This window comes from Affinundibacterium amnicola (assembly GCF_014284275.1).
GTDB classification, from domain to species: domain Bacteria; phylum Pseudomonadota; class Gammaproteobacteria; order Burkholderiales; family Burkholderiaceae_D; genus Undibacterium; species Undibacterium amnicola.
On sequence record NZ_JACOFU010000005.1, the window covers coordinates 160,306 to 181,863 of the forward strand.

The 21,558-nt window shown below is 42.6% G+C and carries 22 protein-coding genes; 5 read left to right on the forward strand and 17 right to left on the reverse strand.

Annotated features, from left to right (window positions below):
• Positions 1-53: 53 nt before the first annotated feature.
• From H8K33_RS13120 to H8K33_RS13160, 9 genes are all read right to left on the reverse strand, one after another.
• Entirely contained in the window at positions 54-311 is a 258-nt protein-coding gene (locus tag H8K33_RS13120; RefSeq protein ID WP_186891486.1) for a BTH_I0359 family protein, read from the reverse strand.
• Between the two features lie 128 nt (positions 312-439).
• Entirely contained in the window at positions 440-835 is a 396-nt protein-coding gene (locus H8K33_RS13125; protein WP_186891487.1) for a GTPase, read from the reverse strand.
• Positions 816-1,538 (reverse strand): response regulator, encoded by a 723-nt coding sequence (locus H8K33_RS13130; RefSeq protein ID WP_186891488.1) that lies wholly within the window; start codon positions 1,536-1,538, stop codon positions 816-818. Before H8K33_RS13130 ends, H8K33_RS13125 begins: the two co-directional genes overlap by 20 nt.
• A 100-nt stretch (positions 1,539-1,638) precedes the next feature.
• Positions 1,639-3,957 (reverse strand): sensor histidine kinase, encoded by a 2,319-nt coding sequence (locus H8K33_RS13135; RefSeq protein ID WP_222613415.1) that lies wholly within the window; start codon positions 3,955-3,957, stop codon positions 1,639-1,641.
• Positions 3,958-3,998: 41 nt separating this feature from the next.
• On the reverse strand, positions 3,999-4,523 hold the full coding sequence (locus tag H8K33_RS13140; RefSeq protein ID WP_246443594.1) for a DUF4390 domain-containing protein: 525 nt from the start codon (positions 4,521-4,523) through the stop codon (positions 3,999-4,001).
• Between the two features lie 246 nt (positions 4,524-4,769).
• Positions 4,770-6,176, reverse strand: a complete 1,407-nt coding sequence (rsmB, locus tag H8K33_RS13145) for a 16S rRNA (cytosine(967)-C(5))-methyltransferase RsmB (RefSeq protein WP_186891491.1) — start codon at positions 6,174-6,176, stop codon at positions 4,770-4,772.
• Positions 6,177-6,196: 20 nt separating this feature from the next.
• Complete coding sequence (locus H8K33_RS13150; RefSeq protein ID WP_186891492.1) at positions 6,197-7,084, reverse strand: alpha/beta hydrolase; 888 nt, start codon at positions 7,082-7,084, stop codon at positions 6,197-6,199.
• 4 nt (positions 7,085-7,088) lie between these two features.
• Positions 7,089-7,430: a DUF1840 domain-containing protein gene (locus tag H8K33_RS13155; RefSeq protein WP_186891493.1), complete on the reverse strand. Its 342-nt coding sequence runs from the start codon at positions 7,428-7,430 to the stop codon at positions 7,089-7,091.
• A gap of 50 nt (positions 7,431-7,480) precedes the next feature.
• Positions 7,481-8,008, reverse strand: coding sequence for a hypothetical protein (locus H8K33_RS13160; protein ID WP_186891494.1), 528 nt, complete (start codon positions 8,006-8,008; stop codon positions 7,481-7,483).
• A gap of 391 nt (positions 8,009-8,399) precedes the next feature.
• Here H8K33_RS13160 and H8K33_RS13165 point away from each other — a divergent pair, with 391 nt between their 5' ends.
• From H8K33_RS13165 to H8K33_RS13175, 3 genes are read left to right on the forward strand one after another with little or no spacing between them, the layout of a single operon-like run.
• Positions 8,400-8,813, forward strand: coding sequence for a hypothetical protein (locus tag H8K33_RS13165; RefSeq protein ID WP_186891495.1), 414 nt, complete (start codon positions 8,400-8,402; stop codon positions 8,811-8,813).
• Position 8,814: 1 nt separating this feature from the next.
• The gene (locus H8K33_RS13170; protein ID WP_186891496.1) at positions 8,815-9,690 is read left to right on the forward strand and encodes a sensor histidine kinase; all 876 of its coding nucleotides are present in this window, start codon (positions 8,815-8,817) and stop codon (positions 9,688-9,690) included.
• Between the two features lies 1 nt (position 9,691).
• Positions 9,692-10,501 carry a LytR/AlgR family response regulator transcription factor gene (locus tag H8K33_RS13175; protein ID WP_186891497.1) on the forward strand — a complete coding sequence of 270 codons (810 nt, stop codon included), beginning with the start codon at positions 9,692-9,694 and terminating at the stop codon, positions 10,499-10,501.
• 313 nt (positions 10,502-10,814) lie between these two features.
• On the opposite strand, the gene H8K33_RS13180 is transcribed toward H8K33_RS13175, so the two are convergent.
• The 3 genes from H8K33_RS13180 to H8K33_RS13190 form a co-directional block, all read right to left on the reverse strand.
• Positions 10,815-11,600, reverse strand: a complete 786-nt coding sequence (locus H8K33_RS13180; RefSeq protein WP_186891498.1) for a 5'-methylthioadenosine/adenosylhomocysteine nucleosidase — start codon at positions 11,598-11,600, stop codon at positions 10,815-10,817.
• 309 nt (positions 11,601-11,909) lie between these two features.
• A complete protein-coding gene (locus tag H8K33_RS13185; RefSeq protein ID WP_186891499.1) occupies positions 11,910-13,121 on the reverse strand; it encodes a DUF3419 family protein in 1,212 nt (403 codons plus the stop codon).
• A 120-nt stretch (positions 13,122-13,241) separates the two neighbouring features.
• On the reverse strand, positions 13,242-13,937 hold the full coding sequence (locus H8K33_RS13190; protein WP_186891500.1) for a hypothetical protein: 696 nt from the start codon (positions 13,935-13,937) through the stop codon (positions 13,242-13,244).
• A 379-nt stretch (positions 13,938-14,316) separates the two neighbouring features.
• Between H8K33_RS13190 and putP the strand changes: the two genes are divergently transcribed.
• Positions 14,317-15,795 (forward strand): sodium/proline symporter PutP, encoded by a 1,479-nt coding sequence (gene putP / locus H8K33_RS13195; RefSeq protein ID WP_186891501.1) that lies wholly within the window; start codon positions 14,317-14,319, stop codon positions 15,793-15,795.
• A 286-nt stretch (positions 15,796-16,081) separates the two neighbouring features.
• Here putP and H8K33_RS13200 read toward each other — a convergent pair whose 3' ends face one another.
• Genes H8K33_RS13200 through H8K33_RS13220 form a run of 5 tightly spaced genes read right to left on the reverse strand, consistent with a single transcriptional unit; the run spans position 16,082 to position 19,902 of the window.
• Positions 16,082-16,612, reverse strand: a complete 531-nt coding sequence (locus H8K33_RS13200) for an SRPBCC family protein (protein ID WP_186891502.1) — start codon at positions 16,610-16,612, stop codon at positions 16,082-16,084.
• A 54-nt stretch (positions 16,613-16,666) separates the two neighbouring features.
• Complete coding sequence (gene glpK, locus H8K33_RS13205) at positions 16,667-18,145, reverse strand: glycerol kinase GlpK (protein ID WP_186891503.1); 1,479 nt, start codon at positions 18,143-18,145, stop codon at positions 16,667-16,669.
• Between the two features lie 24 nt (positions 18,146-18,169).
• The gene (locus tag H8K33_RS13210; RefSeq protein WP_186891504.1) at positions 18,170-18,694 is read right to left on the reverse strand and encodes a YgjP-like metallopeptidase domain-containing protein; all 525 of its coding nucleotides are present in this window, start codon (positions 18,692-18,694) and stop codon (positions 18,170-18,172) included.
• A 1-nt stretch (position 18,695) separates the two neighbouring features.
• The gene (locus H8K33_RS20190) at positions 18,696-19,589 is read right to left on the reverse strand and encodes an FKBP-type peptidyl-prolyl cis-trans isomerase (RefSeq protein WP_186891505.1); all 894 of its coding nucleotides are present in this window, start codon (positions 19,587-19,589) and stop codon (positions 18,696-18,698) included.
• Between the two features lie 55 nt (positions 19,590-19,644).
• Positions 19,645-19,902, reverse strand: a complete 258-nt coding sequence (locus H8K33_RS13220) for a hypothetical protein (RefSeq protein ID WP_186891506.1) — start codon at positions 19,900-19,902, stop codon at positions 19,645-19,647.
• 117 nt (positions 19,903-20,019) lie between these two features.
• Here H8K33_RS13220 and H8K33_RS13225 point away from each other — a divergent pair, with 117 nt between their 5' ends.
• Entirely contained in the window at positions 20,020-21,513 is a 1,494-nt protein-coding gene (locus tag H8K33_RS13225; protein ID WP_186891507.1) for a CoA-acylating methylmalonate-semialdehyde dehydrogenase, read from the forward strand.
• Positions 21,514-21,558: the final 45 nt, after the last annotated feature.

Consider the following 21,558-nt stretch of genomic DNA (forward strand, 5'->3'; position numbering starts at 1 on the left):
ATCGAAAGAATAAGCGCTGTTAATTAACTTTGGTACTGCTATGCTTACTGGTATCAATGCAATAGTACTGCCTGTCCCATATAGGAATCAAACTTAGCAAGAAATTCATCAATTTCTTCTATGCTAGGCTCATTTGAAATCAACTCTTGTACATCATGACGGAAAGTCTCGGCCTGAATACCGCCAATAAAACATTCACGGCGCACTGACTTATCGGTAATTTCATAACCACCAAAGCGTAATACTTCGTGATCAGTTTGCGCACCAAACTCGACCACACTGTATTGGTCGCTGTTATAAATAATATTCATTTTGTTCTTCCTCACACATATTTAGCTCTATTCAAGAACAAACCAAGGTGCTTTTGATCAGTTTTTGGCAGCAAATTCAAATTGCTTCCATGTGAATAGTTACGGCAAGGAAATGGCTGAACTTTAGCTCAAAGTATTATTTCATTTTCGCGTTGTAAAAAAGAAGCATACGCTGGGCTTGATAACGAGGCGCGCAAAGCTGACAAATGTTCAACATCGTTCATAGCAATAAACAAATGACTAAGTTGTTGACGCAATAAGCGGTTTAAAGTCACACGCATAGCGATCTGGCCTATACAACAAAAGCAGCCAGGCGCAATACGTTCGAGCTTTAAATGTGAAGATGCTTGCAAGGACATGCTGCCAGTCGGCAAGCCTTCTAGCAAGACACCAAATCGATGATGGGACTCAGACGAATCCGAGCGGAGATTTTGTAAAGTGGTAGTTATCCAGGCTTCTCGCTGAGCATAACTACCACCTGCGACGATGCTAAGCTTAGTCAGCCTATTCGCCGCGTTTGCCATACTTGACAGATTCAACACCTAATTGTTTGAGCTTGCGATACAAATGCGTACGCTCTAAACCTGTTTTTTCCGCTACCCGCGTCATACTGCCACCTTCACGATGCAGATGGTATTCGAAATAAATTCTTTCAAATGCATCACGTGCTTCACGTAAAGGTAAATCAAACGATAAATTATTAAATGAATGCTGATTGTTTTGCAGCATATGATTTCCCATTGAGAAATCACGATTATCATAATTTGCAGGTGAAGCAGAAAATTGCGTTGTCGCGACGACATTTGAAGTCGCTTCAGATACATTGATTCTGGCTACGGGTACAACAGGGCGCGATACTTCAATGTTTCTAGTTAAACCTTGCTGCACTGCCTTTAATAACTTTTGCAAAGCAATTGGTTTTTCCAGAAAATTCAAAGCCCCGATACGGGTGGCCTCAACAGCAGTATCGATCGTCGCATGACCAGACATCATAATCACTGGCATGGTCAATAATCCATCTCGCTGCCATTCTTTTAATAAGGTGACGCCATCTGTATCCGGCATCCAAATATCTAATAAGACTAAGTCAGGGCGCGATTGCGCTCTTGCTTCACGTGCTTGCTGTGCGTTTTCTGCTAATTGAACGACGTGTCCCTCATCGCCCAAAATTTCCGAGAGTAGCTCCCGAATTCCCATTTCGTCATCGACGACTAATATGTTTGCCATAAATCTACCCTAAACCCTACTCCGCTATTTACGTGATGTCATTCTTCTCTAAGGAAGCTCTTGAACTATTTTTTAGATCTTAGTGAGATAAAACCTCGCATCATACTAAGGTATTTGCATCCGGTGCTAACTTTAACAGCAAAATCGAAACTTTGGCACCGTTTGAATCAGTTCGATTCTGAATATCGACCTTACCGCCATGTTCATCGACAATTTTTTTCACCATCGCTAAACCTAAACCCGTACCACGAGGTTTCGACGTAGCATATGGCTCGAATGCACGAGCCAATATTTTATTAGAGAATCCCGGGCCATTATCAATCACCGACAGGCGTACTGCGACGCGTTCTGTTTTATCGGCACTAATATAATGCACAACTTCGGCGCTGACATCGATACGCGGCGTTTGACCCGCTTTTACATTCTCACTCACCGCATCTTGCGCATTCTGCAGCAAGTTATGAATAAGCTGACGAATTTGGGTTGCATCACCCATGATCAAAGGAAGCTCGGAAGCAATCTGCAAATGAATAATATCGCGGCCGTCGCCTGACAAGTATAAATGCAGAACATCATCAATTAAGGCCGATAAATTAATCTTAGATAAGACTGCTTGGGGAATCTTTGCATAATCACGGAAATCATCGACCATCCGCTTCATTGATGTCACTTGATTGACGATTGTGGTTGTACTCTTATTTAAGAATTGTGCATCGATATCATTCAACTTATCGACTAATTTCATTTGCAAACGTTCTGCAGACAGTTGAATAGGTGTCAGTGGATTTTTGATTTCATGCGCAAGACGGCGAGCAACTTCACCCCACGCGATTGAACGCTGCGCTGAAATAATATTCGTAATATCATCAAAAACAATCACATATCCAACATTCGAATTCACAGGCAAATGAGAACCTCGGGCCAGCAAAGTCACGCCTTTTTCCTCTTCACTATTGGAAGCGAATTTCTCGGTATCGCTAATTCCTTCGAAGGCTGAACTGGGTAATTCAATTTGTTGTTGCCAATGTTCTTGTTCAGGTCCACCAGCAGATTGCGCATGTTGTTCTGAAAATGCCTTATCAATTGCCGAAGCAAAAACCTGTAAACCCTGGATTTGCGATAGAGGTTTACCAATTTCTTTATCTAGTTCACGGCGTAAAATTCGTTCTACCGAATGATTACAACTCACTAGACAAGCATTTTGATCCAGCACCATCACACCTGCAGACATACTTCCTAAAACGGATTCTAGATAAGCTTTCGCATTTTCTAATTCATTACGATTTTTCTCGACTGATGATCTGGCTTCAAACAATTGATGCGTCATGGTATTAAATGATTGCGTCAAGCTGCCAAGTTCATCGGAAGTAGTGGTGATAGGGCGTGGTGATAAATTCCCTTCTGCCACCGCTTTTGTCCCCTCCGCCAGTAGCAAAAGCGGCCTAGCTAATTCGCCAGAAATAAAGAATGCAGCGGTAATTGCGCCGAAAATCGCAAATAGCAAAAGCAAAGTCAGGGTGACAAGATACATATCTTTCAAGCCATTACGACTTGATGAACGTTCTCTATGTTCTGCAATCGCATTCGTAAAAACCTTGGCTTGGGTATCAAGTAATTCTGGAACCGCTTGAATCACTTGCAGATAATTTCGCTCTTTCTGAAAGCGTGAATCAATTCCGGAAGACTGTAAAGGAATAATCACCCGCAAAAATTCCTGACTACTATTTTCGGTGCTGGTATGTTGATGCGCTTCGGTAAACAAATTTCGGGTCGCATCTTCGCCGGTGTGATCGACATGGCTACTGAACTGCGAATATTTTCCCTCAGCCCGTGCTGTTTGTATCATCCCAGCAGTGGGTAATTCTGGCACTAAAACGCCACTATTTTCATTCGAGGTGGCGATCACACGCCCACGATTACTCACGATGGTTGCTTCTTTCACTTGCATTTGTTCGCGCAGACGTGACAGGCGAATAGGTAAAGAAGAAGACAGTGAACTATCCGCAATATCGGCTAATTGATTCGCCATACTGCGTGCCTTACCTTCAAGATCCTTTAAGGTGTAATCTAAGGCGGTGTGTCCTAAATTCACACCCGAATTCAGCAAGGGATCGAGTTTGACAATAAACCAGGAATCAATCGAGCGTGTCACAAACTGCACTGACACCAGATAAATCAAAGAGCCAGGCAAAATCCCGGTCAAGGCAAACAGAATGACCAAACGCGTCATGATCCGTGAACCAAATTCACGTTGACGATAACGACGTATTAATTGCCACAAGAGCGTGGTCACCATCGCTAGCAAACCAAACGCGACCACGGCATTGGCCATCAACAGCAAAGGGAGATTTTCATTAATGGCGCGAAAGCGACTTGAGTTTTCTGTCGCCGTCATCAAAATGAAAAGTAAGACGCTCATTAGAACGCCGCCGATGACTAAACCTTGCCGCAAAAATCTTGTCACTTGTCGTCAGCCTTGAACGTAAATCGTTTCCACTCGGAGGCCAAACGCCAATCACTATTGCTAAACGAAGTTATTAACATGGGTTTTGATAACTGATTGCTGTCTAATTTAAGTCGTACAGCAACGTTATAGGTAGCGCTAGGATTAAGTGCTTTTTTATCCGCAACTAACCAGCGACGCGGGCGCCAAACCAGCGCCATCGCTTCTTCTAAACTATTAAAATTTTGCTTTAAGCCACCATTGACGGCGGCGGTATATTGACGTCGCCATAGATCATATTGAATTCTGACAGTCTGTGACGAACGTATGGTTTTCTCATCGAACCAATACCAACGTGGCCGGTTGATTTCAACTTCTGCAGTAAATGAAACTGGAATACCTTCGTTGATGGCACTTTTTAAATCAGATCCTAATTCAAAAGAAAACGAGACAAATACGCGATAACCTTCATCCGTACTTTCTAACTTAGCGTTCATGACTTCGACGTCAGCAGCATGCGCATGGGCGGACGAAAACAGCATGGGCGCGAAACACATCAGCGCCCATGCAAAAAATATTGATCTCGAAATGTGGATCAAACTTGTGAACATGTGAAAAACCAGAAAGTCCTAAGCCAAACTCAACAAATATCAACAAATGAGGACTGACGCAAAATTTTACTGGCAAGGCGAACACAACAACGCCAGCGTCTGTTTTGGGTCAATCCTACAAATAGCAAATTATAAAAACTGAACAAGTCTTATTGACATCATAACTTGAAACAAGTTTCAAACTTCTGGTTTTTGAAATAAGGCATAAAACAATCCATCATGTTCGTTGTTGATTTCCGACGTTGGCAACAACTGTCCTGGTGCATCGAGACGAATAGCTGCATGTCGTTCAGCAAAAGCCTTAGCCTGATTTTCTGATTCTATTGGCCAGATAGAACAAGTGACCAAAAGGAGCTTGCCTCCGGGTTTTAACATCCGCCACAAATTGTCCAAAATCCGGCTGGAAGTGACTGCCAATTGGGCGGCATCGGTCTTACGACGTAGCCAACGAATATCTGGATGACGACGCACTACACCAGAAGCTGTACAAGGAACGTCCGCTAAAATACGATCAAATTGCTGACCATCCCACCAGTTTGACCAACTAGCATCACCTTCTTTGATCGTAGCGAATAATTGTAAACGCGCCAGATTGTCATGAATTTTATCTAATCGTTTCGCATCAACATCTAAGGCTAATAAATCCACCTTAGCTAATTCAAGAATATGGCCGGTTTTACCACCAGGTGCTGCGCAAGCATCTAAAACTTTATGTCCATCTTGCACATCCAACAGCACGGCCGCTAGTTGCGCGCCAGCGTCTTGTACCGAAACCATGCCTTGTGCAAAACCAGGAATATTTTGCACCTGCAAAGCTTTATGTAATCGAATCGCGCTAGGACCAATTTGGCTTGCTTCAATCTGTGCTTGTTTCAACAGAAGTAAATAATTTTCAATAGAACTTAATCGTTGATTGACCCGTAAAGTCATTGGCGGCGGCGTGTCTGCAGCACTTAGTAGTTGTTGCCAATCTTGTGGGTAGGCCGACTTACATTGATCAACCCACCATTGAGGATAATTCCAACGCGCTGCCGCTTGTTTGACCACCATCGTCAATAATTCATCTTTCTCGCGCAAGAACCGACGTAACACGGCGTTGACCATTCCTTTAGCAAACACCATGTTCGGAGACGACGCCGCCGCGTTGACCGCTTGATCAACGACGACAAAATCATCATAGGGTGCTTCATCGGTATTTTCTGTGATGAGTAATGTTAGGGCACAACATAAAAGACCATATAACAAAGGCGGCTCAGGTGCTTTTGTGGTCATCGCGGCGATTAATGCATCGACACGTCCAACTTGTCGCATAGTGCGGTAAGAAATATCTTGAATCGCACCGCGTGCTTGTGGGCTGGCATCTGTTTGTGTAAATACGCGTGACAATGCTTGCGGCAAAGCGATGCCATCTAACACATACGCAACTGTTTGCGCCGCACCGACTAAACTAAACGCCAGCGAATCCGCTTTAATTGGCAAAGTCTCGGGTTCTGGTGCTTTAGGTTTCAATTGTTCTTTCCCTGTCCGCGTTTTAGCTTTATTCAGCGCAGGTCGGGTCAAGATTTTTCTAGTTGGTTCAGCCATAACAATTCCATTAAAACAATTTAAACTTCCGTCTGATTTTGAACATCTGGTAAGAAATGATTTTGTTCCAACCAGACTCTGACATCATCAAATACCCGCAAGGCTTCTAATTCATTAAAAACTTCATGATAAAAACCCGGGTAGATGTGTGCCTTGACATAATGTGCATTTGAACTAGCTTGAATTTGCGCTAAAAAATTTTTTGCGCCTTGTGGGTTCACTACCAAATCACCATCAGCAATCAATAATAAGCTTGGAATCTTTAGTTTTGTCGCATTACTTTTTACGTACTGCATCGTATTGAGCATGCTTTGAAATAAGCTGGCACTAATTCTGGCATGCACTAGAGGATCGTTTTGATATGCGGTCACAACCTCACTATCATGCGATAAGTAACGTCCATTGGTTCCATGTCCCACCGCTAAATGTGGAATTAATACACGACTAATTTTGAACAAAAATTTTTCTAACCAACTAGTACGTACTGAAAAAGCGGGAGAAGAAAGGATTAAACCACTTAATGGTGTTAAACCTTCTAGCGCGAAACGCGTAGCAAACAAACCACCCATGCTATGCGCTAAGATCAATGGCGCTTGTTCTAATTGCTTTGCAAAATCATTAATGACCAAACGCGTATCACGCAAAATCGCATCGACGTCAGGAATATCACCACGCCCACCGGCGGATTGCCCGTGTCCACGTTGATCAAAATTTCTAACTTTAAAACCCAAGGTATTAAAAAACCGGGCGATGTGTACATAACGTCCTGAGTGTTCACCCAAGCCATGCATGATGACAATGCCTGGCGCATTTACTTGGTCTTTTACATCCCAATCACGAACAAATAAAGAAGTTCCATCTAAAGCATCGATCAAAAATTCTTTCGTATGTTCTACATGCGCGGTCATGAATTTACACTCCCCATAAAACATCTTCTTGTTTTTTATTCGCAGCTCTTAGCATGTCTAGAATAGGAAATAATCGCGCTGATAATGTTACCGTATCGCGTTTCTTTTTTTCAAATTCATCTAAGTCGGATTCATCGTCAGCATTGTCATTTAAGCTTTCTTGCTGTTTTCTGATTTGCTTATCTTCTTCAATTAATTTTTCTATTAGTGCAATCGCATTCGCACTTTCAGCAAAAGTAATCACACCGCGATGACTATCTTTACTTAATGCATCCAACACAAGTGCAATATGTTCTTTATACATAATCACTTCTGCCGCTGCTTTTGATTTAAAAATAATTAACATACTGTCTTTCTAAAAGTACTGATAGAAAAAATTTGAATACCAAATTCATTTCAATTAAATTTAATCGATCCAAAAAACATATCTGCCACTTCGGGTGTAATTGCTTGTTCATCACCCATCATCACCACTTGGATAATCCACGGACCATGTTGAACAAAGCGCGCAAGCATTTTGATCGTCTTTCCGCTTTGTGTTTTACCAATCGCTGTTAAGGTATTTTTAGGTGATTCAATCGGTGTAGGTTGAACAATAGTTCCTTGAATATTTTTTAGCATCCCAACTTGCATCGCACTGAGAGCACGTTGCTGATGTTGAGTTTGTAGATTTTTGTCACTGTTCTCTAATTTTGCATAAGCGATTGCAAAACTAATTTGATTTACATCAGCTGCCGTCATATAGAGTTTTACTTTAAGACCATCTAACTCGATATCTCTGCTATGACTTGCAGGCTTTCCCGGGAAAGTCGCAACAAATGGCGCATCGTTATTTCTAATCTCACGCCAATCAAATTGAGGACTACAAGCAGAAATGCTGAATATGCTTGTTATTAACAATAGATAACTGATCAGTTTCTTCATTATTTCTTACTTCCCTTGTTGTTCTCTTCTTTATTTTCTTTATCAGTGCTGATTTTTCAGGCAAAACGCCGAGCATAGTATTGAAGTTAAATCTAGCCTCCATTGTAGGTCATGCTCACTAAGAACTGACATCAATATTCCATGCATAGCGCTAAAAAACGCTATGACTAGCAATTGAACTAAACAATTCTCGTTAATTCCTTTCTATTTGGTTTCCAACTCGTATCCATTTCGTATCCACTTATCGCTAAAAATTACCGTTGAGCTATACGTTTGTACGCTTAATCGCAGAAGCCTAGAGCGGTTTTTCTGCTGGTGCTACTGTGTAGTCATAGAAGTAGCAAAGATCATTCAATTTTTAAGTACAAACAAAAACTTGAGGAGAAATAAAATGAATTCAAACAATACAGAAAACCAAACATTCGTTAGCAATGCCGTCGTATTAGAAACAACATCAATGAATTCTTCAGAAAATCCATCGACTACAGGGAGTAATACCATGAACTCAAACACTAAAAATCCAGTGCTCGAATTTGTTTTGAACGTGGCAGATACAGCTAAATATGTTTGGCAACGTTACGCAGAATGGATTATCGATGTCTCTTGGGGAAAATTGTTTCTCGCTTGTTTATTGACCTTGATCGCTGGTGGTTTGTTATCACTACATGTTTTAGCGAATTGGTTGGTGATTGGTTCCTTATTGTTGAAGTGTTTTATCGGTAAAGATACTCCAGCGGAAACCGAAGCTCCAACAGAAACAAAGGCAGAAAAATCGACAGAAAAGAAACCGGATGAGGAGAGCTAACATGAAAGCGGATGATAAAAACAAAGTACTTTTGTTCATGTTAGATCTGATCGAAACAAGTAAAGTATTTTGGTGGAAATTTTTTGATTGGTTGGCTGTCATTTCGTGGTCTTACCTGATTTTCGTTTCTTTCTTAGCGATGATTATCGGTGCCATTTTGGGTTTAGGTGGATTAATACCTTTCTTGGCTTTTGTATCGATCATGATCAAGAGTTTAGCGGGTGGTAAACGTAAAGCTGAATTGGTCGCCAGTGATGCTCTTACACGAGCAGACGTTGAAGCGCTAGAACGTCGTGTTTTAGAAGCAGAAATGGCGACCTTGCAAGCGCAAATTGAACCCCATTTTTTATTCAATACCTTGGCATTAATTGGACAATTAATTGAAACCGATCCACAACAAGCATCGATTGTTCATACCCATTTGATTAAGTACTTGCGTGCTGCATTACCGCAAATTCGCGAACAAGGTGGAGGTAAATTAGGACAGCAATTAGAATTGTCGCGTGCGTATTTAAATATTATGCAGGCACGTATGCAAGAACGTTTAACGTATCAGATTAGCTGTCCACCTGAGCTTACGCATTTAGCTTTTCCATCGATGATGATACAAACTTTAGTTGAGAACGCGATTAAGCATGGTTTAGAGCCTAAAACGGATGGCGGCCATATTCATATTATCGCGCGTCAGGGTGAAGCGGAAGTTCAAGTTGAAGTCAGTGATAACGGTATTGGTTTTGATTTACATGCCGATGACGGCATAGGTTTAAGTAATATCCGTGAACGTCTGAAAGTTCTGTATGGATTGAAAGCTAGTTTAGTAATTGAAGTTCCTGAAACCGGTGGCGCTAAATTGACCTTACATATTCCAAATACATAATATGAATAAAATTACTGCCATGATTGTCGATGATGAAGCTCCAATGCGCTCACATCTACGTAGCAAACTAAAGCAAATTTGGCCAGAGCTGGAGATTATTGCCGAAGCTCAAAATGGTATTGTTGCGATAGAAGAAGCAGAGAAACTTCACCCTCAAATTATTTTTCTAGACATTCGTATGCCTGGAAAAAATGGCATAGAAGCGGCAGCACAGTTAGCAGAAAACGCGATTCTTATTTTTGTCACAGCTTACGATGAATATGCAATTCAAGCATTTGAACGTGGTGCGATGGATTATCTTTTAAAGCCTATTGATGTCGAACGTTTAGAGCAAACTTGCTTACGTCTAAAACAAAGAGTTTTAGAAAAATTTGCGGATAAAAAAAATAATGAAGAAGAAAAACCTGTCGCTAAATCAAATAATCAATCACAACAAGTCGAACAATTATTGACGCAACTGATGCTACAACAAGCACAACAAAAAGAATATCTACGTTGGATACAAGCCAGTGTTGGTAGCAGTTTGCGCATGATCAGTACCAAAGAAATTCTATTTTTTAAATCGGATGAAAAATATACTTTGGTACAAACAGAACAAGCAGAATTTTTGATTCGAAAAACTTTAAAAGAATTAGAAGATGAATTAGATCCTAAAGAATTTTGGCGTATACATCGATCAGCTTTGGTTAGGGTGAGTGCTATTGCGGAAGTTACGCGGGATTTTCGTGGTCGACAAATGTTAGGTTTAAAAGGATGTTCCGAGAAACTCGAAGTGAGCCGCAATCATACCCATTTATTTCAACAAATGTGAATTATTTCAGCAGATTTTTTGATGAAGAAAAACAAGGTCTTTTTCTTTTAATTGAATAAGTTTATATATATGAATAGTAGTAGTTGTTAACGGCGACAAATTTTGTGGATAAGCTGAGTTTACTAATTAAAATCAAGGCGCTACAGAAAATATAAGTAGGCGGAAAATCTTTGTATGAACGCTCAACAATTTTTGTATAAGTTTTTTGACTTGGATAAGTAAGACAGTTCTACACAAAATCTGCAAAGCTTATCCACAGCTTTATCCACAAAAAAATATTTTTTTCTTTCTTGTATTTCTTCTGTTTGATGTTTCAATCGACTTGTATTTTTCGATTTTCAAAATAATTCTTCAAAATTTCCAAGGTATACGGCGCAGCGACGTTTTTTACAAAGCTTAAGAAATCAACATGCGCCGTTTCATCCGCACTATCAGAAATTGTTCTTAAAATCGCGAACGCTAAATCATGTTCGTCACAAACTTGCGCAATTGCTGCGCCTTCCATTTCTACCGCTAACAAATTAGGTAGCGCTTGCTTTAATTCTTTTAACACTTTGCTGTCGTGAATAAATTGATCGCCACTCGCGATTAATCCAGTATGCGATTTCACGTCTTGCAATTGAAATTCCGTGATTTGGCTCGCAGAAAAATGTTGATGCATGGTTTTAATGAACTGGTCAGTGGCATTTTGTAAGGCCATATGCAAATCTTGTTGTACAAAAAAACGTGATTTACCAGTTAACGGAATTTCAAAACGAGGAAACAAGGGCGAAGCATCCATATCGTGCTGTAGCAAGGTTTCAGCAATCACGATGTCTCCCACCTTTAACTGCGGATCAGCAGCGCCTGCAACGCCACTTAGAATCAGTTGATTCACTTGGAAATGATGAATCAAGAGATTTGTCGTACTTGCGGCTGCTACTTTTCCTATTCCGGCTAATACCATGACTACTGGATGTCCCCACAGCTCACCTTGTATGAAATTGCGTTTAGCAATTCGATGAACTGTTTTGTGTTGAATAAAGGCTTCTAATCCTTCTTGTTCTTCACGCATGGCAAAGATTAAGCCTGTGGTATTCGGTTTATTTGAAATAAGCATGGTTTTTCAAAAGAAGAAGATAACAAGAACTTCGCTTTGTTTTGTATACATAAGGTATATATATACATAGTAGTAGTAGTTAACGGCGACAAATTTTGTGGATAAGCCGGTTTACTAACTTGAAATCAAGGATTTAGCGCAAGGATAAAGACTGGGACAATGCTTGTACAGAAAAAGAATAGATTCTGCATAAGATTTGGACTGTGGAAAGCTCATGTGGTTTTGCACATAAGCTCCTCAAGATATACAAAGACTTATCCACAGACATTTATTAATATTTTTTTACTTATTTTTGATGAATTTTGATTTTTAGCAGGATTTTTCGAATACAAATAAGGAACCGTATAAGGCACAGCGATCCTTATTTTGTAGCGCTTGGTTATGTAATGAATTTGTTTTCCAGTTCGTTTCTGTGGATTGGAAAACGATTTGTGGTAACGGCAATTGTGTTCCCAAACTGCGGATAAGGACTTTTGCACCTGGTGCGGAGCAACGATTAATTTCTTGCCAGAGAGTTTTAATGTGGTCTGGATGTAGGTAATCGAGATGATCTTGTAACACGAAGGCATCAATGGATTGGGCACTTTGCTGTTGTAAAAAATCGATCAGCCGTTGTTGATGCGGATGAACACGGTGTGCATATTGACGTAGTTGTGGGAAAACTTCCTTTTGTAAATACAAGGGTAGGCTTTGTTGTTGCTGGATTTGGTAAGTTTGCCCTATGACTTGTTGTGCGAAATGGTTGTCGCTAATACTGAAATCACATAATAGACGTCGCAGTCTTTGTATCAAGATGGGGGATATTTCTTCTTGATTCGCATTTTTGAGGCGCGTGATTTGGTTTTGACTAAAGCCAAGGCGATTCAAGACAAAGCGGCGTTGCATCAAAAATTGAAAATACTTATTTTGTAATGCGGGCAAAATGGTTTGTTCAAAGATCAGATTTTGTTGGGGTAAATCTTTAGCTTGCTGTAGTTTGTCGAAGCGGGCACCTAATTGGCTCAACAGAAATCGTAGGCCGCGCAGGCTAGTATTGTAATAACCATGTTCTTGTAAATTTTTACTAAAGGCGTAATAGCGCGGGCGACCAAAAAGATTACGTTTTTGCCAGTAATGACTAGCTTGTTCGGATAAGTTGGCACGCAAATGACGTTGGTAGCGTTTCAAATTATCACTTTGATGCGGTTGCGCCAAAAATTTAAGTACGGCATCGTAATCAGGTAAATGCATCAAGGCTTTCGCTTTAATCTCTAATAGCGCTAGTTGTGCCGGATTTTCATCGACGCAGTGAATTGCTGCGGGTTTTGTACTGAGATAAGCTAAAGCATGACAAGCACCAGCAGCGATCGTGACGATGTTAGCAGCTGGTTTGAGATTCAGCGCCAATAAATCAATATGGCTGTCAGCCCAAGTTTGCGATTGAATTAATTTGTGTTGCGGTTTTAGTTCAGCGAAGAATTTACTGGCTGAAAAGGAATCAAGAATCGTTGTTTTGCTGTGAAAGTAGGCTTTCGTATTCATGATTTGTACCTGAGAGTTTGCTAGAAATGGAACTACTCTAGGCCGATCAGGTGACAGGTTTATGACAAAAATAATGGGCTTCTGAATATTTGTAAAAGTGTATTTTTTTTGTTGGTTTATTTATAGCTGTCCACAGCTTACGGGAAGCGGTGGTGGGGATAATTCTAATTTCTCGCCAGCCTTGGGGTGTCGTACACAATAGGTACCAAACGGTGTTTTAACTTTGCTCACCGGTCTGCCATCATAGGCAAATTTTTTCTCGATAACGACGCCTTCCGTTTGACTTTGTGCCATGCCAGCTAAGGTATTCGAAAACTTCTTCATCTTCTCACTGCTACTTTTAATGTCAGGGCGGAAGTTTTTTTCTTGCTTTAGAAAGTCGTCTTTCAAACTCAAACTTAATTCACGTATGTTTTTTTGTAGTGCTGGAGCTGTAGGAGCTGGCACTGAAAGAGTATCAGGTTCGGATATTGGTACAGGTGTTTGGGTTTTTGTGGTGATTCGCTCAGCTTGAATTATTGGTTTTTTGTTAGCCGATGTGATTGTCGATCTTGGTTTGGCTTTTACTAAAGTTCTTTGTTGAGCGACTTCTGTAGTTGGTTTTTGCTGTGGTAATGCGAGTAGAAGCAATACTTTATCGTTATTGGTGATTTTATTTGATGATGATGCGCTTCTTTGCCAGATTAAAATTATGGCGATGTGTACCAGCAAAATCAGCAAAAAAGTCAGGTATTGATGAAAGCGATGTCTTTGCATAAGGTTTTTGATTGGAGTGACATTTGACGAACAATACATTTGAATCTGCTGAAAATACATCAAATTATTAACAAACAGCGTAAATTAATTGACGTGAGTATAGAAGCTATTTAGGAGTTATTTAGGTAGATTTTGGGTCGAGAGTTTTTAGATAATCATTTACCTAAATCACTTTTTCAAAATAAGCAGATACTTTTTAGGGGTTTCGAAGAACAATAGTTGCCAATTCTAGCGCGTGATAAGACTTTGTATTTACTTGGGTTTTTGTGTAAAAAAATCAGGAACTGCCTGACACCATTTTAGTCTGATGGAACTAGCAAACTTGGCGTTTTCTGTTCTTGTGAGATTAGCAGGCTTGAGCGATACTGCGGGCTTGCTTATCCTCGTGTTTGGATAGGCAAATAAAATAATTACACTTAAAAAGAAAGGCAATACGGAGATGGATTTTACTAACCCCACCAGCATCACCTTCATTATTTATATCCTGGCGATGCTAGCAATTGGATTCGCCGCCTGGCGTTTTACCAATAATTTATCCGACTATATTTTAGGTGGTCGCAGCCTTGGTGCTTTCGTCACGGCCATGAGTGCTGGTGCTTCAGACATGAGCGGCTGGTTGCTGATGGGCTTGCCGGGTGCTTTGTATTTTTCTGGTGTGTCTGAAAGTTGGATTGCGATTGGCCTGACTTTAGGTGCTTGGTTTAACTGGCATTTGGTCGCAGGTCGTCTGCGTGTGTATACCGAATTGACGAATAATGCTTTGACTTTGCCGGATTATTTTACGCATCGTTTTGAAGATACCAGCAAGTTGTTGCGCATTATTTCCGCGATAGTGATTTTGGTGTTTTTCACGATTTACTGTGCGTCTGGCATGGTGGCTGGTGCACGCTTGTTCCAAGAAACCTTTGGTATGAGCTATAACGTGTCTTTGTGGGCTGGTGCGGCAGCGACGATTATTTATGTATTTATCGGTGGTTTCTTAGCGGTTAGTTGGACCGATACTGTACAAGCGACCTTGATGATTTTTGCTTTGTTATTGGCTCCTGTGATGGTGATCATGCATGTTGGTGGCTTTAGTGAAGCGATTACAGTGATTCAAAATATCAATCCAAAATATACGGATTTGTTTAGCGGTACATCTTTGATAGGCATTATTTCCTTGCTGGCTTGGGGTTTGGGTTATATGGGACAGCCGCATATTTTGGCGCGCTTCATGGCGGCTGAAAATTTCGCGACAATTAAAAATGCGCGTCGCATCGGTATGACTTGGATGATTTTGTGTTTGCTTGGTGCGATTTCTGTTGGCTTCTTTGGCATCGCTTATTTCGCGATGCATCCTGATCAAGCAGGTGCGGTGACGGCAAATAAGGAAACCGTGTTTATTTCCTTGTCGCAGATTTTGTTTAATCCTTGGATTGCCGGTATTTTGTTATCCGCAATTTTGGCAGCGGTGATGAGTACTTTGTCTTGTCAATTATTGGTTTGTTCTTCTGCTTTGACGGAAGATTTCTACAAACCTTTCTTCCGTCCAAATGCATCACAAACTGAATTGGTTTGGTTTGGTCGCATGATGGTGTTGGTGGTTGCGGTGATTGCGATTTCGATTGCCGCCAATCCAACTAGCAGTGTATTGAGTTTGGTCAGTAACGCGTGGGCTGGATTTGGTGCTGCATTTGGCCCAGTGGTCTTGTTATCCTTGATTTGGCCTAAGATGAACCGCAACGGTGCCTTGGCGGGCATGTTTGTCGGTGCCTTGACGGTATTGGTATGGGGCGAGTTTAAATGGTTTGGCTTGTATGAATTGGTACCAGGTTTCTTCTTTGGTTGTGCGGCAGTTTGGCTAGGCAGCCAGTTTGGCGCGCCAGCATCGGAGAAAATGAAGGCTGCGTTTTCAAATATGCGTGCACAGACTAGTTGATTTGGAAGTAGTGGTTTGAATGAGAAAAGGGCGGTAAAGTGAGAACTTTACCGCCCTTTTTGATGAGGTTTTTACTAGTTTTAAAAGGACTTAGATAAAACAGATGTTGGCGCTATTGTGTTCGTTTGCAGGGTACTTTAAAGGAGGGGATGGTAGGTTGCGCCGTGCGCACCGAAGCAGCAGCCAAAGTATGTGGTGCCCATGGCGCACCCTACGCGATAAAGCCCTAATCTGACTATTTGCACAAATTTACGTAAGTCTTTTTTATAAGGCTAAATAGAAGTATTTATTTTTTCTCCGCTACAGCCTTCAAATTCTTCAAGCCATCTTCAAAATCGGGCCCGACCATTTTATCCATAAATGGCGCAAATAATTTCATCATGAAATTGCCTTCGCTGCTACCGACCATAGACCACGTCACTTTAGTAGATGTGCCCTCTGGTTCTAAAGTGAGTGCGCCTTTGGATGGTTTTCCCATGTCTTCAAAGTGCAATTCATAATTGATGACTTGATTTTCTGCGACCTTGGTCAGTTTCATGCCACCGTTGCCTTGGCTTTCGCTTTTCCAATCCCAACTTGCGCCAGCACCGGTTTCTGGGCCGGAAAAGAGAATTTCCATTTTTGGATCACGTTGATTCCAGACCGACCATTTTTTCCATTCTTTTGGACTTGCGATCAGTGGATAAATTTTGTCGGGACTAGCTTGGATTTGTATGCTGCGAATGACGCCATAGTGGTTAGGCATTAAGTAGGCTAGAACTATAATTAACACGAGCAAACTCAATAAGCCGATTAGCATGCGTTTGAGGATTTTCATAGCAACTCCTTGGATTTTTGATCCTAATATTTGAAGTCTCTGATTGTGCTTGAGTTAATTTGTTGAAAGCAAGCGACTCACGGCGTTCTTCCAATTTTCTAAGCGATTTGCTGCTTCTGTCCGGCTAATCTGTGGTAAAAAACGCTGTTGTTCTTGCCATAGCGCGGCGCATTCTTCGGGCGCACTATAAATTCCTGTTTGTAGGCCAGCGAGGTAGGCAACGCCCAGAGCGGTGGTTTCGATGATCTTGGGTCGGATCACGGGAATGCCGAGCAAGTCTGCTTGAAATTGTAGAAGAGCGTCATTACTTGCAGCGCCACCATCAACACGTAATTCAATAATCGGTATTGGGCTATCTTTTTGCATCGCAAATAGTAATTCAGCAGTTTGAAAAGCAATGGCCTCAATCGCAGCTCTGGCGATGTGAGCAGCGCTGCTGCCGCGATGTAAACCTAAAATCGCACCACGTGCGTTCGCATCCCAATAGGGTGCACCTAAGCCAGTAAAGGCGGGCACGAAGACGACACCATCGCTATCTTCAACACTTGCGGCTAACTCGCCAATGGCCTTTGCCGTCGGTGCTAGATGTAGCTGATCGCGTAGCCATTGCACCACTGCGCCACCGACGAAGACGCTGCCTTCTAAAGCATATTGTGGGTGTTGATTAACTTGGCAGGCTGCGGTGGTGATTAAGCCATGTTGTGATTGACTACAAAAACCGCCTGTTTGTAAGAGCGTAAAGCAACCCGTACCGTAAGTATTTTTTGCCATACCTGAGTTAAAACAAGCTTGGCCGAATAACGCTGATTGTTGATCACCAGCGATGCCGGCAATGGGAATGGGTTTACCGAATAAATGCGTATGACCAAAATGATGGCAAGATGGATGAACTTCGGGTAAGAGTTGGTGTGGGATGTCAAACAGATTGAGTAGTTCGGCATCCCATTGTTGTGTATGTATATTCCACAGCATGGTACGCGAAGCATTGGTGACATCCGTGACGTGTAGTCTGTGTTCGCTAAGTTGGTAAGCTAGCCAACTATCGACCGTACCAAATGCCAGCTCACCGTTTTCTGCAAGTTCTCTGGCATTGGGAATATGGCGCAGTATCCAAGCGACTTTGGTGGCGGAGAAATACGGGTCGAGCAGCAAGCCGGTCTTTTCTTGTATGGTTTTGCCATAGCCTTGCTGCCGTAAATCATCGCACCAATCCGCGGTACGACGGTCTTGCCAGACGATCGCGCGGCAAATTGGTTTGCCTGTTTTGCGATGCCAGACCACAGTCGTTTCACGTTGATTGGTGATGCCGATCGCGGCGATATCTTGTGCTTGAAGCTGAGTTTGCTTGAGTACCTGATGAATGGTGGCGAGTTGGCTTTGCCAAATTTCTTGCGCGTCATGTTCAACCCAACCCGCCAGTGGAAAATGCTGGGTAAATTCTTGTTGCGCTGATGTAATGATGTTGCCAAGATGATCGAATAGGATAGAACGGGAACTGGAAGTGCCTTGATCAAGTGCGAGTAAGTAAGTCATGTTAGACCTCCAGTTAAATGATGCTCAACTGCTCCAGACTTCACCGCCGAAAATATCGATTTGGGTTAGATATAGACGGCAATCAAGTTCGTACTGATGGTAGTTCGGTTCCATATACGAGCACAGCTGATAAAAAGCTTTATCGTGCGCTTTTTCTTTTAAGTGGGCAAGCTCGTGTACTGTGATCATTTTGAGAAATTCTTCGGGCACCGTTTTGAATAAGCTGGCGATGCGAATTTCATTTTTGGTTTTGAGTTTACTACCTTGCACTCGGGAGACATAAGTATGTGTGCCCAAGGCATTTTTGATTACGTGCAATTTGTTGTCGTAGACGACTTTGCTGATTTGATCGCCATTGCGCAGTGAGGCGCTTTTTAAATCCTGCACATATTGATAGAGCGCTTTGTCGGTGCGTATGGCGTGTGTTTGTGGGTACTTTTTACGCAGATGTGAAGCCAATTGATCGCTGACGATTAATTGCCTAACCTGGGCTTGTAAGTGCTCAGGATAGGCAGTTAAGTAAGTCAATTTGTTAGATTCTGAATTCACCTTATTTTTTTGCTGCGCTGACTTTTAACAAACGCACTTCAAATATTAAATCCGAATTTGCTGGAATCAAACCATTACCAACTTCACGTGCGCCATAGGCGAGTGCCGCTGGAATGATTAAGGTGCGTTTGCCACCAATTTTCATGCCTTGTACACCGAGATCCCAACCACGAATCACTTCACCGCCATTGATGGTAAAACTAAAAGGCTCGCGTTTGACTGAGCTATCAAATTCTTTGCCTTTTTGTCCTTTGGCTTTAGGATCGCGCAACCAACCGGTGTAATGTACGGTGACGGTGTTACCGCTTTTCGCTTCATCGCCTTTGCCTAACTTGCTATCGATTTTTTCGACTTCCGGCATTTTGATCACATCAAGTAATTCGATATCGAAAATCAGATCCGCATCTGGTGGAATCACACCCTTACCAGCACCGCGTGAACCATAGGCCAGTGTCGACGGAATCATCAAGGTACGCTTGCCGCCGACTTTCATACCAGGCACGCCTTGTTCCCAACCACGAATCACGCGACCTTCGCCGAGATTGAAGCTAAACGGCGCACGACCTACCGAACTATCGAAAGATTTGCCACGCTGATTTTCTGCTTGTGGATCGCGTAGCCAGCCGGTGTAATGGACGACCACAGTTTTACCAGTCACGGCTTCTGTGCCTGTGCCGACTACGGTGTCGATTTTTTCTAAAACTGGTGCGACGACTGGTGCTGTGACTTCCTGACTTGCGCTTGGGGTACTAGCGCTTGTTGCGGCGGCACTTGCTGTGCTTTCTTGCTGCGTTTTTTGTTCGGTTTTCTGTTCTGTCTTTTGTTCCTGCGCATGTGCAGGTATTAGGCAAACATTTGCAGCGAGGGCGATGCTAATCAAGAGTGGAGATTTCATAAGCTTGATGTCCTTTTGGTCTTGGTAGATGGATTGTAATTGAGTGAGATTTTGTTTAAGAGCGTTTTAGTTTGGCTTCAAAAGCGATATCCAATTTGCTGGCTTTGCGCGGAGCTTCTTTATTCATTCCATTGACGAAGCGGACAAACTCATCGATCTCTAGGGGCGCGCAAAGTTTTTCTTGGGTGTCTGGATCATGTCCAAGTACCAGAAAGAAATGCCCGTTGGCTGTAGTCACCATTGAGTAGGGCGCGTTGTTGCTGCGTTGTTGTAATCGCAGTACGGCATTACTGGCTTTGGTTGAACGTGCCATGACAACTTTCAAGTGAAAACAGGGTTGAATAATCTGAATCTGCGATGAGTGCTGGTATCGCGATGCTGCAACATGATAATCTAGACGCTTGCTTTAGAGAATAGCAGAAGGGTAATCATGTCTATCATTTCACATTACATCAATGGCCTTGTCGTAGGAGTGCCAGATGCGCGTCGTCAACCGGTGTTTAATCCAGCTAGTGGCTTGGAGATCGCGCAAGTCGAATTCGCAGATCAACAGTTAGTGGATCAAGCGGTCGCGTCAGCCAAAGCAGCGTGGCCAGCTTGGTCAGAAACCGCACCCTTACGTCGGGCGCGGGTGATGTTTAAGTTCAAAGAGCTGCTTGAACAAAATCAAGAAAAATTAGCCGCGATGATTACACGTGAGCATGGCAAGATTTTTTCTGATGCAATGGGTGAAGTGACGCGCGGTATCGAGGTGGTGGAGTTTGCCTGTGGTTTACCGCAGCTTTTGAAAACCCAATTTTCCGACAATATCGGTGGCGGCATAGATAACTGGAATATCCGTCAATCTTTGGGTGTGACTGTGGGTATCACGCCATTTAATTTTCCTTTCATGGTACCGATGTGGATGGCACCGCTGGCGATTGCGTGTGGGAATACTTTCATACTTAAACCTTCGGAGCGCGACCCTTCTGCCTCGTTATTGATTGCAGAATTGTTGCAACAAGCTGGCTTACCTGATGGTGTTTTCAATGTCGTGCAAGGTGACAAGATCGCGGTTGATGCTTTGTTAGCACATCCCGATGTCGCTGCTATTTCATTTGTTGGATCGACCCCAATTGCGCAATACATTCATACAGAAGGCAGTCGTTTAGGCAAGCGCGTACAAGCTTTAGGTGGTGCGAAAAATCATTTGGTCGTGATGCCCGACGCGAACTTGGAGCAGGCTGTGGATGCCTTGATTGGTGCTGCCTATGGCTCGGCGGGGGAACGTTGTATGGCGATTTCTGTAGCCGTGGCGGTCGGTGAGATTGCGGATGCCTTGGTCGCTAAATTAAAGCTACGCGTAGAGGCTTTGAAAATTGGTGATGGGATGGCGCAAGATGTTGAAATGGGACCTGTAATCAGTGCTGCACATAAGGCGAAGATCGAGAGCTTGATTGCGAGCGGTGTTGAGCAAGGTGCGCAATTGCTAGTCGATGGCCGTGGCCTGCAAGTCGCCGGTCAAGAGCAAGGCTATTTTATCGGTGGGTCATTATTTGATCACGTGCAAGAGGGCATGCGGATTCATAGCGAAGAAATTTTTGGTCCGGTTTTATGTGTGGTTCGAGTGCCGGATTTTAGTGCTGCGCTCGATCTGATTAACCGCCATGAATTTGCAAATGGCGTGTCGTTATACACAGCCGATGGCAATACAGCGCGAGAATTTTCGCGTCGGGTGCAGGTTGGTATGGTCGGTATCAATGTGCCGATTCCAGTACCGATGGCATGGCACTCATTTGGCGGCTGGAAGCGTTCTTTGTTTGGCGATATGCATGCTTATGGCGAAGAGGGTATTCGCTTCTATACGCGCTATAAATCGATTATGCAGCGCTGGCCAGATAGTATTGCGAAGGGGGCGGAGTTTACGATGCCAGTCGCGAAGTGAATGGTGTGAGGTAGATTGAGAAGAGCTGATCGTATCGATAAGAAT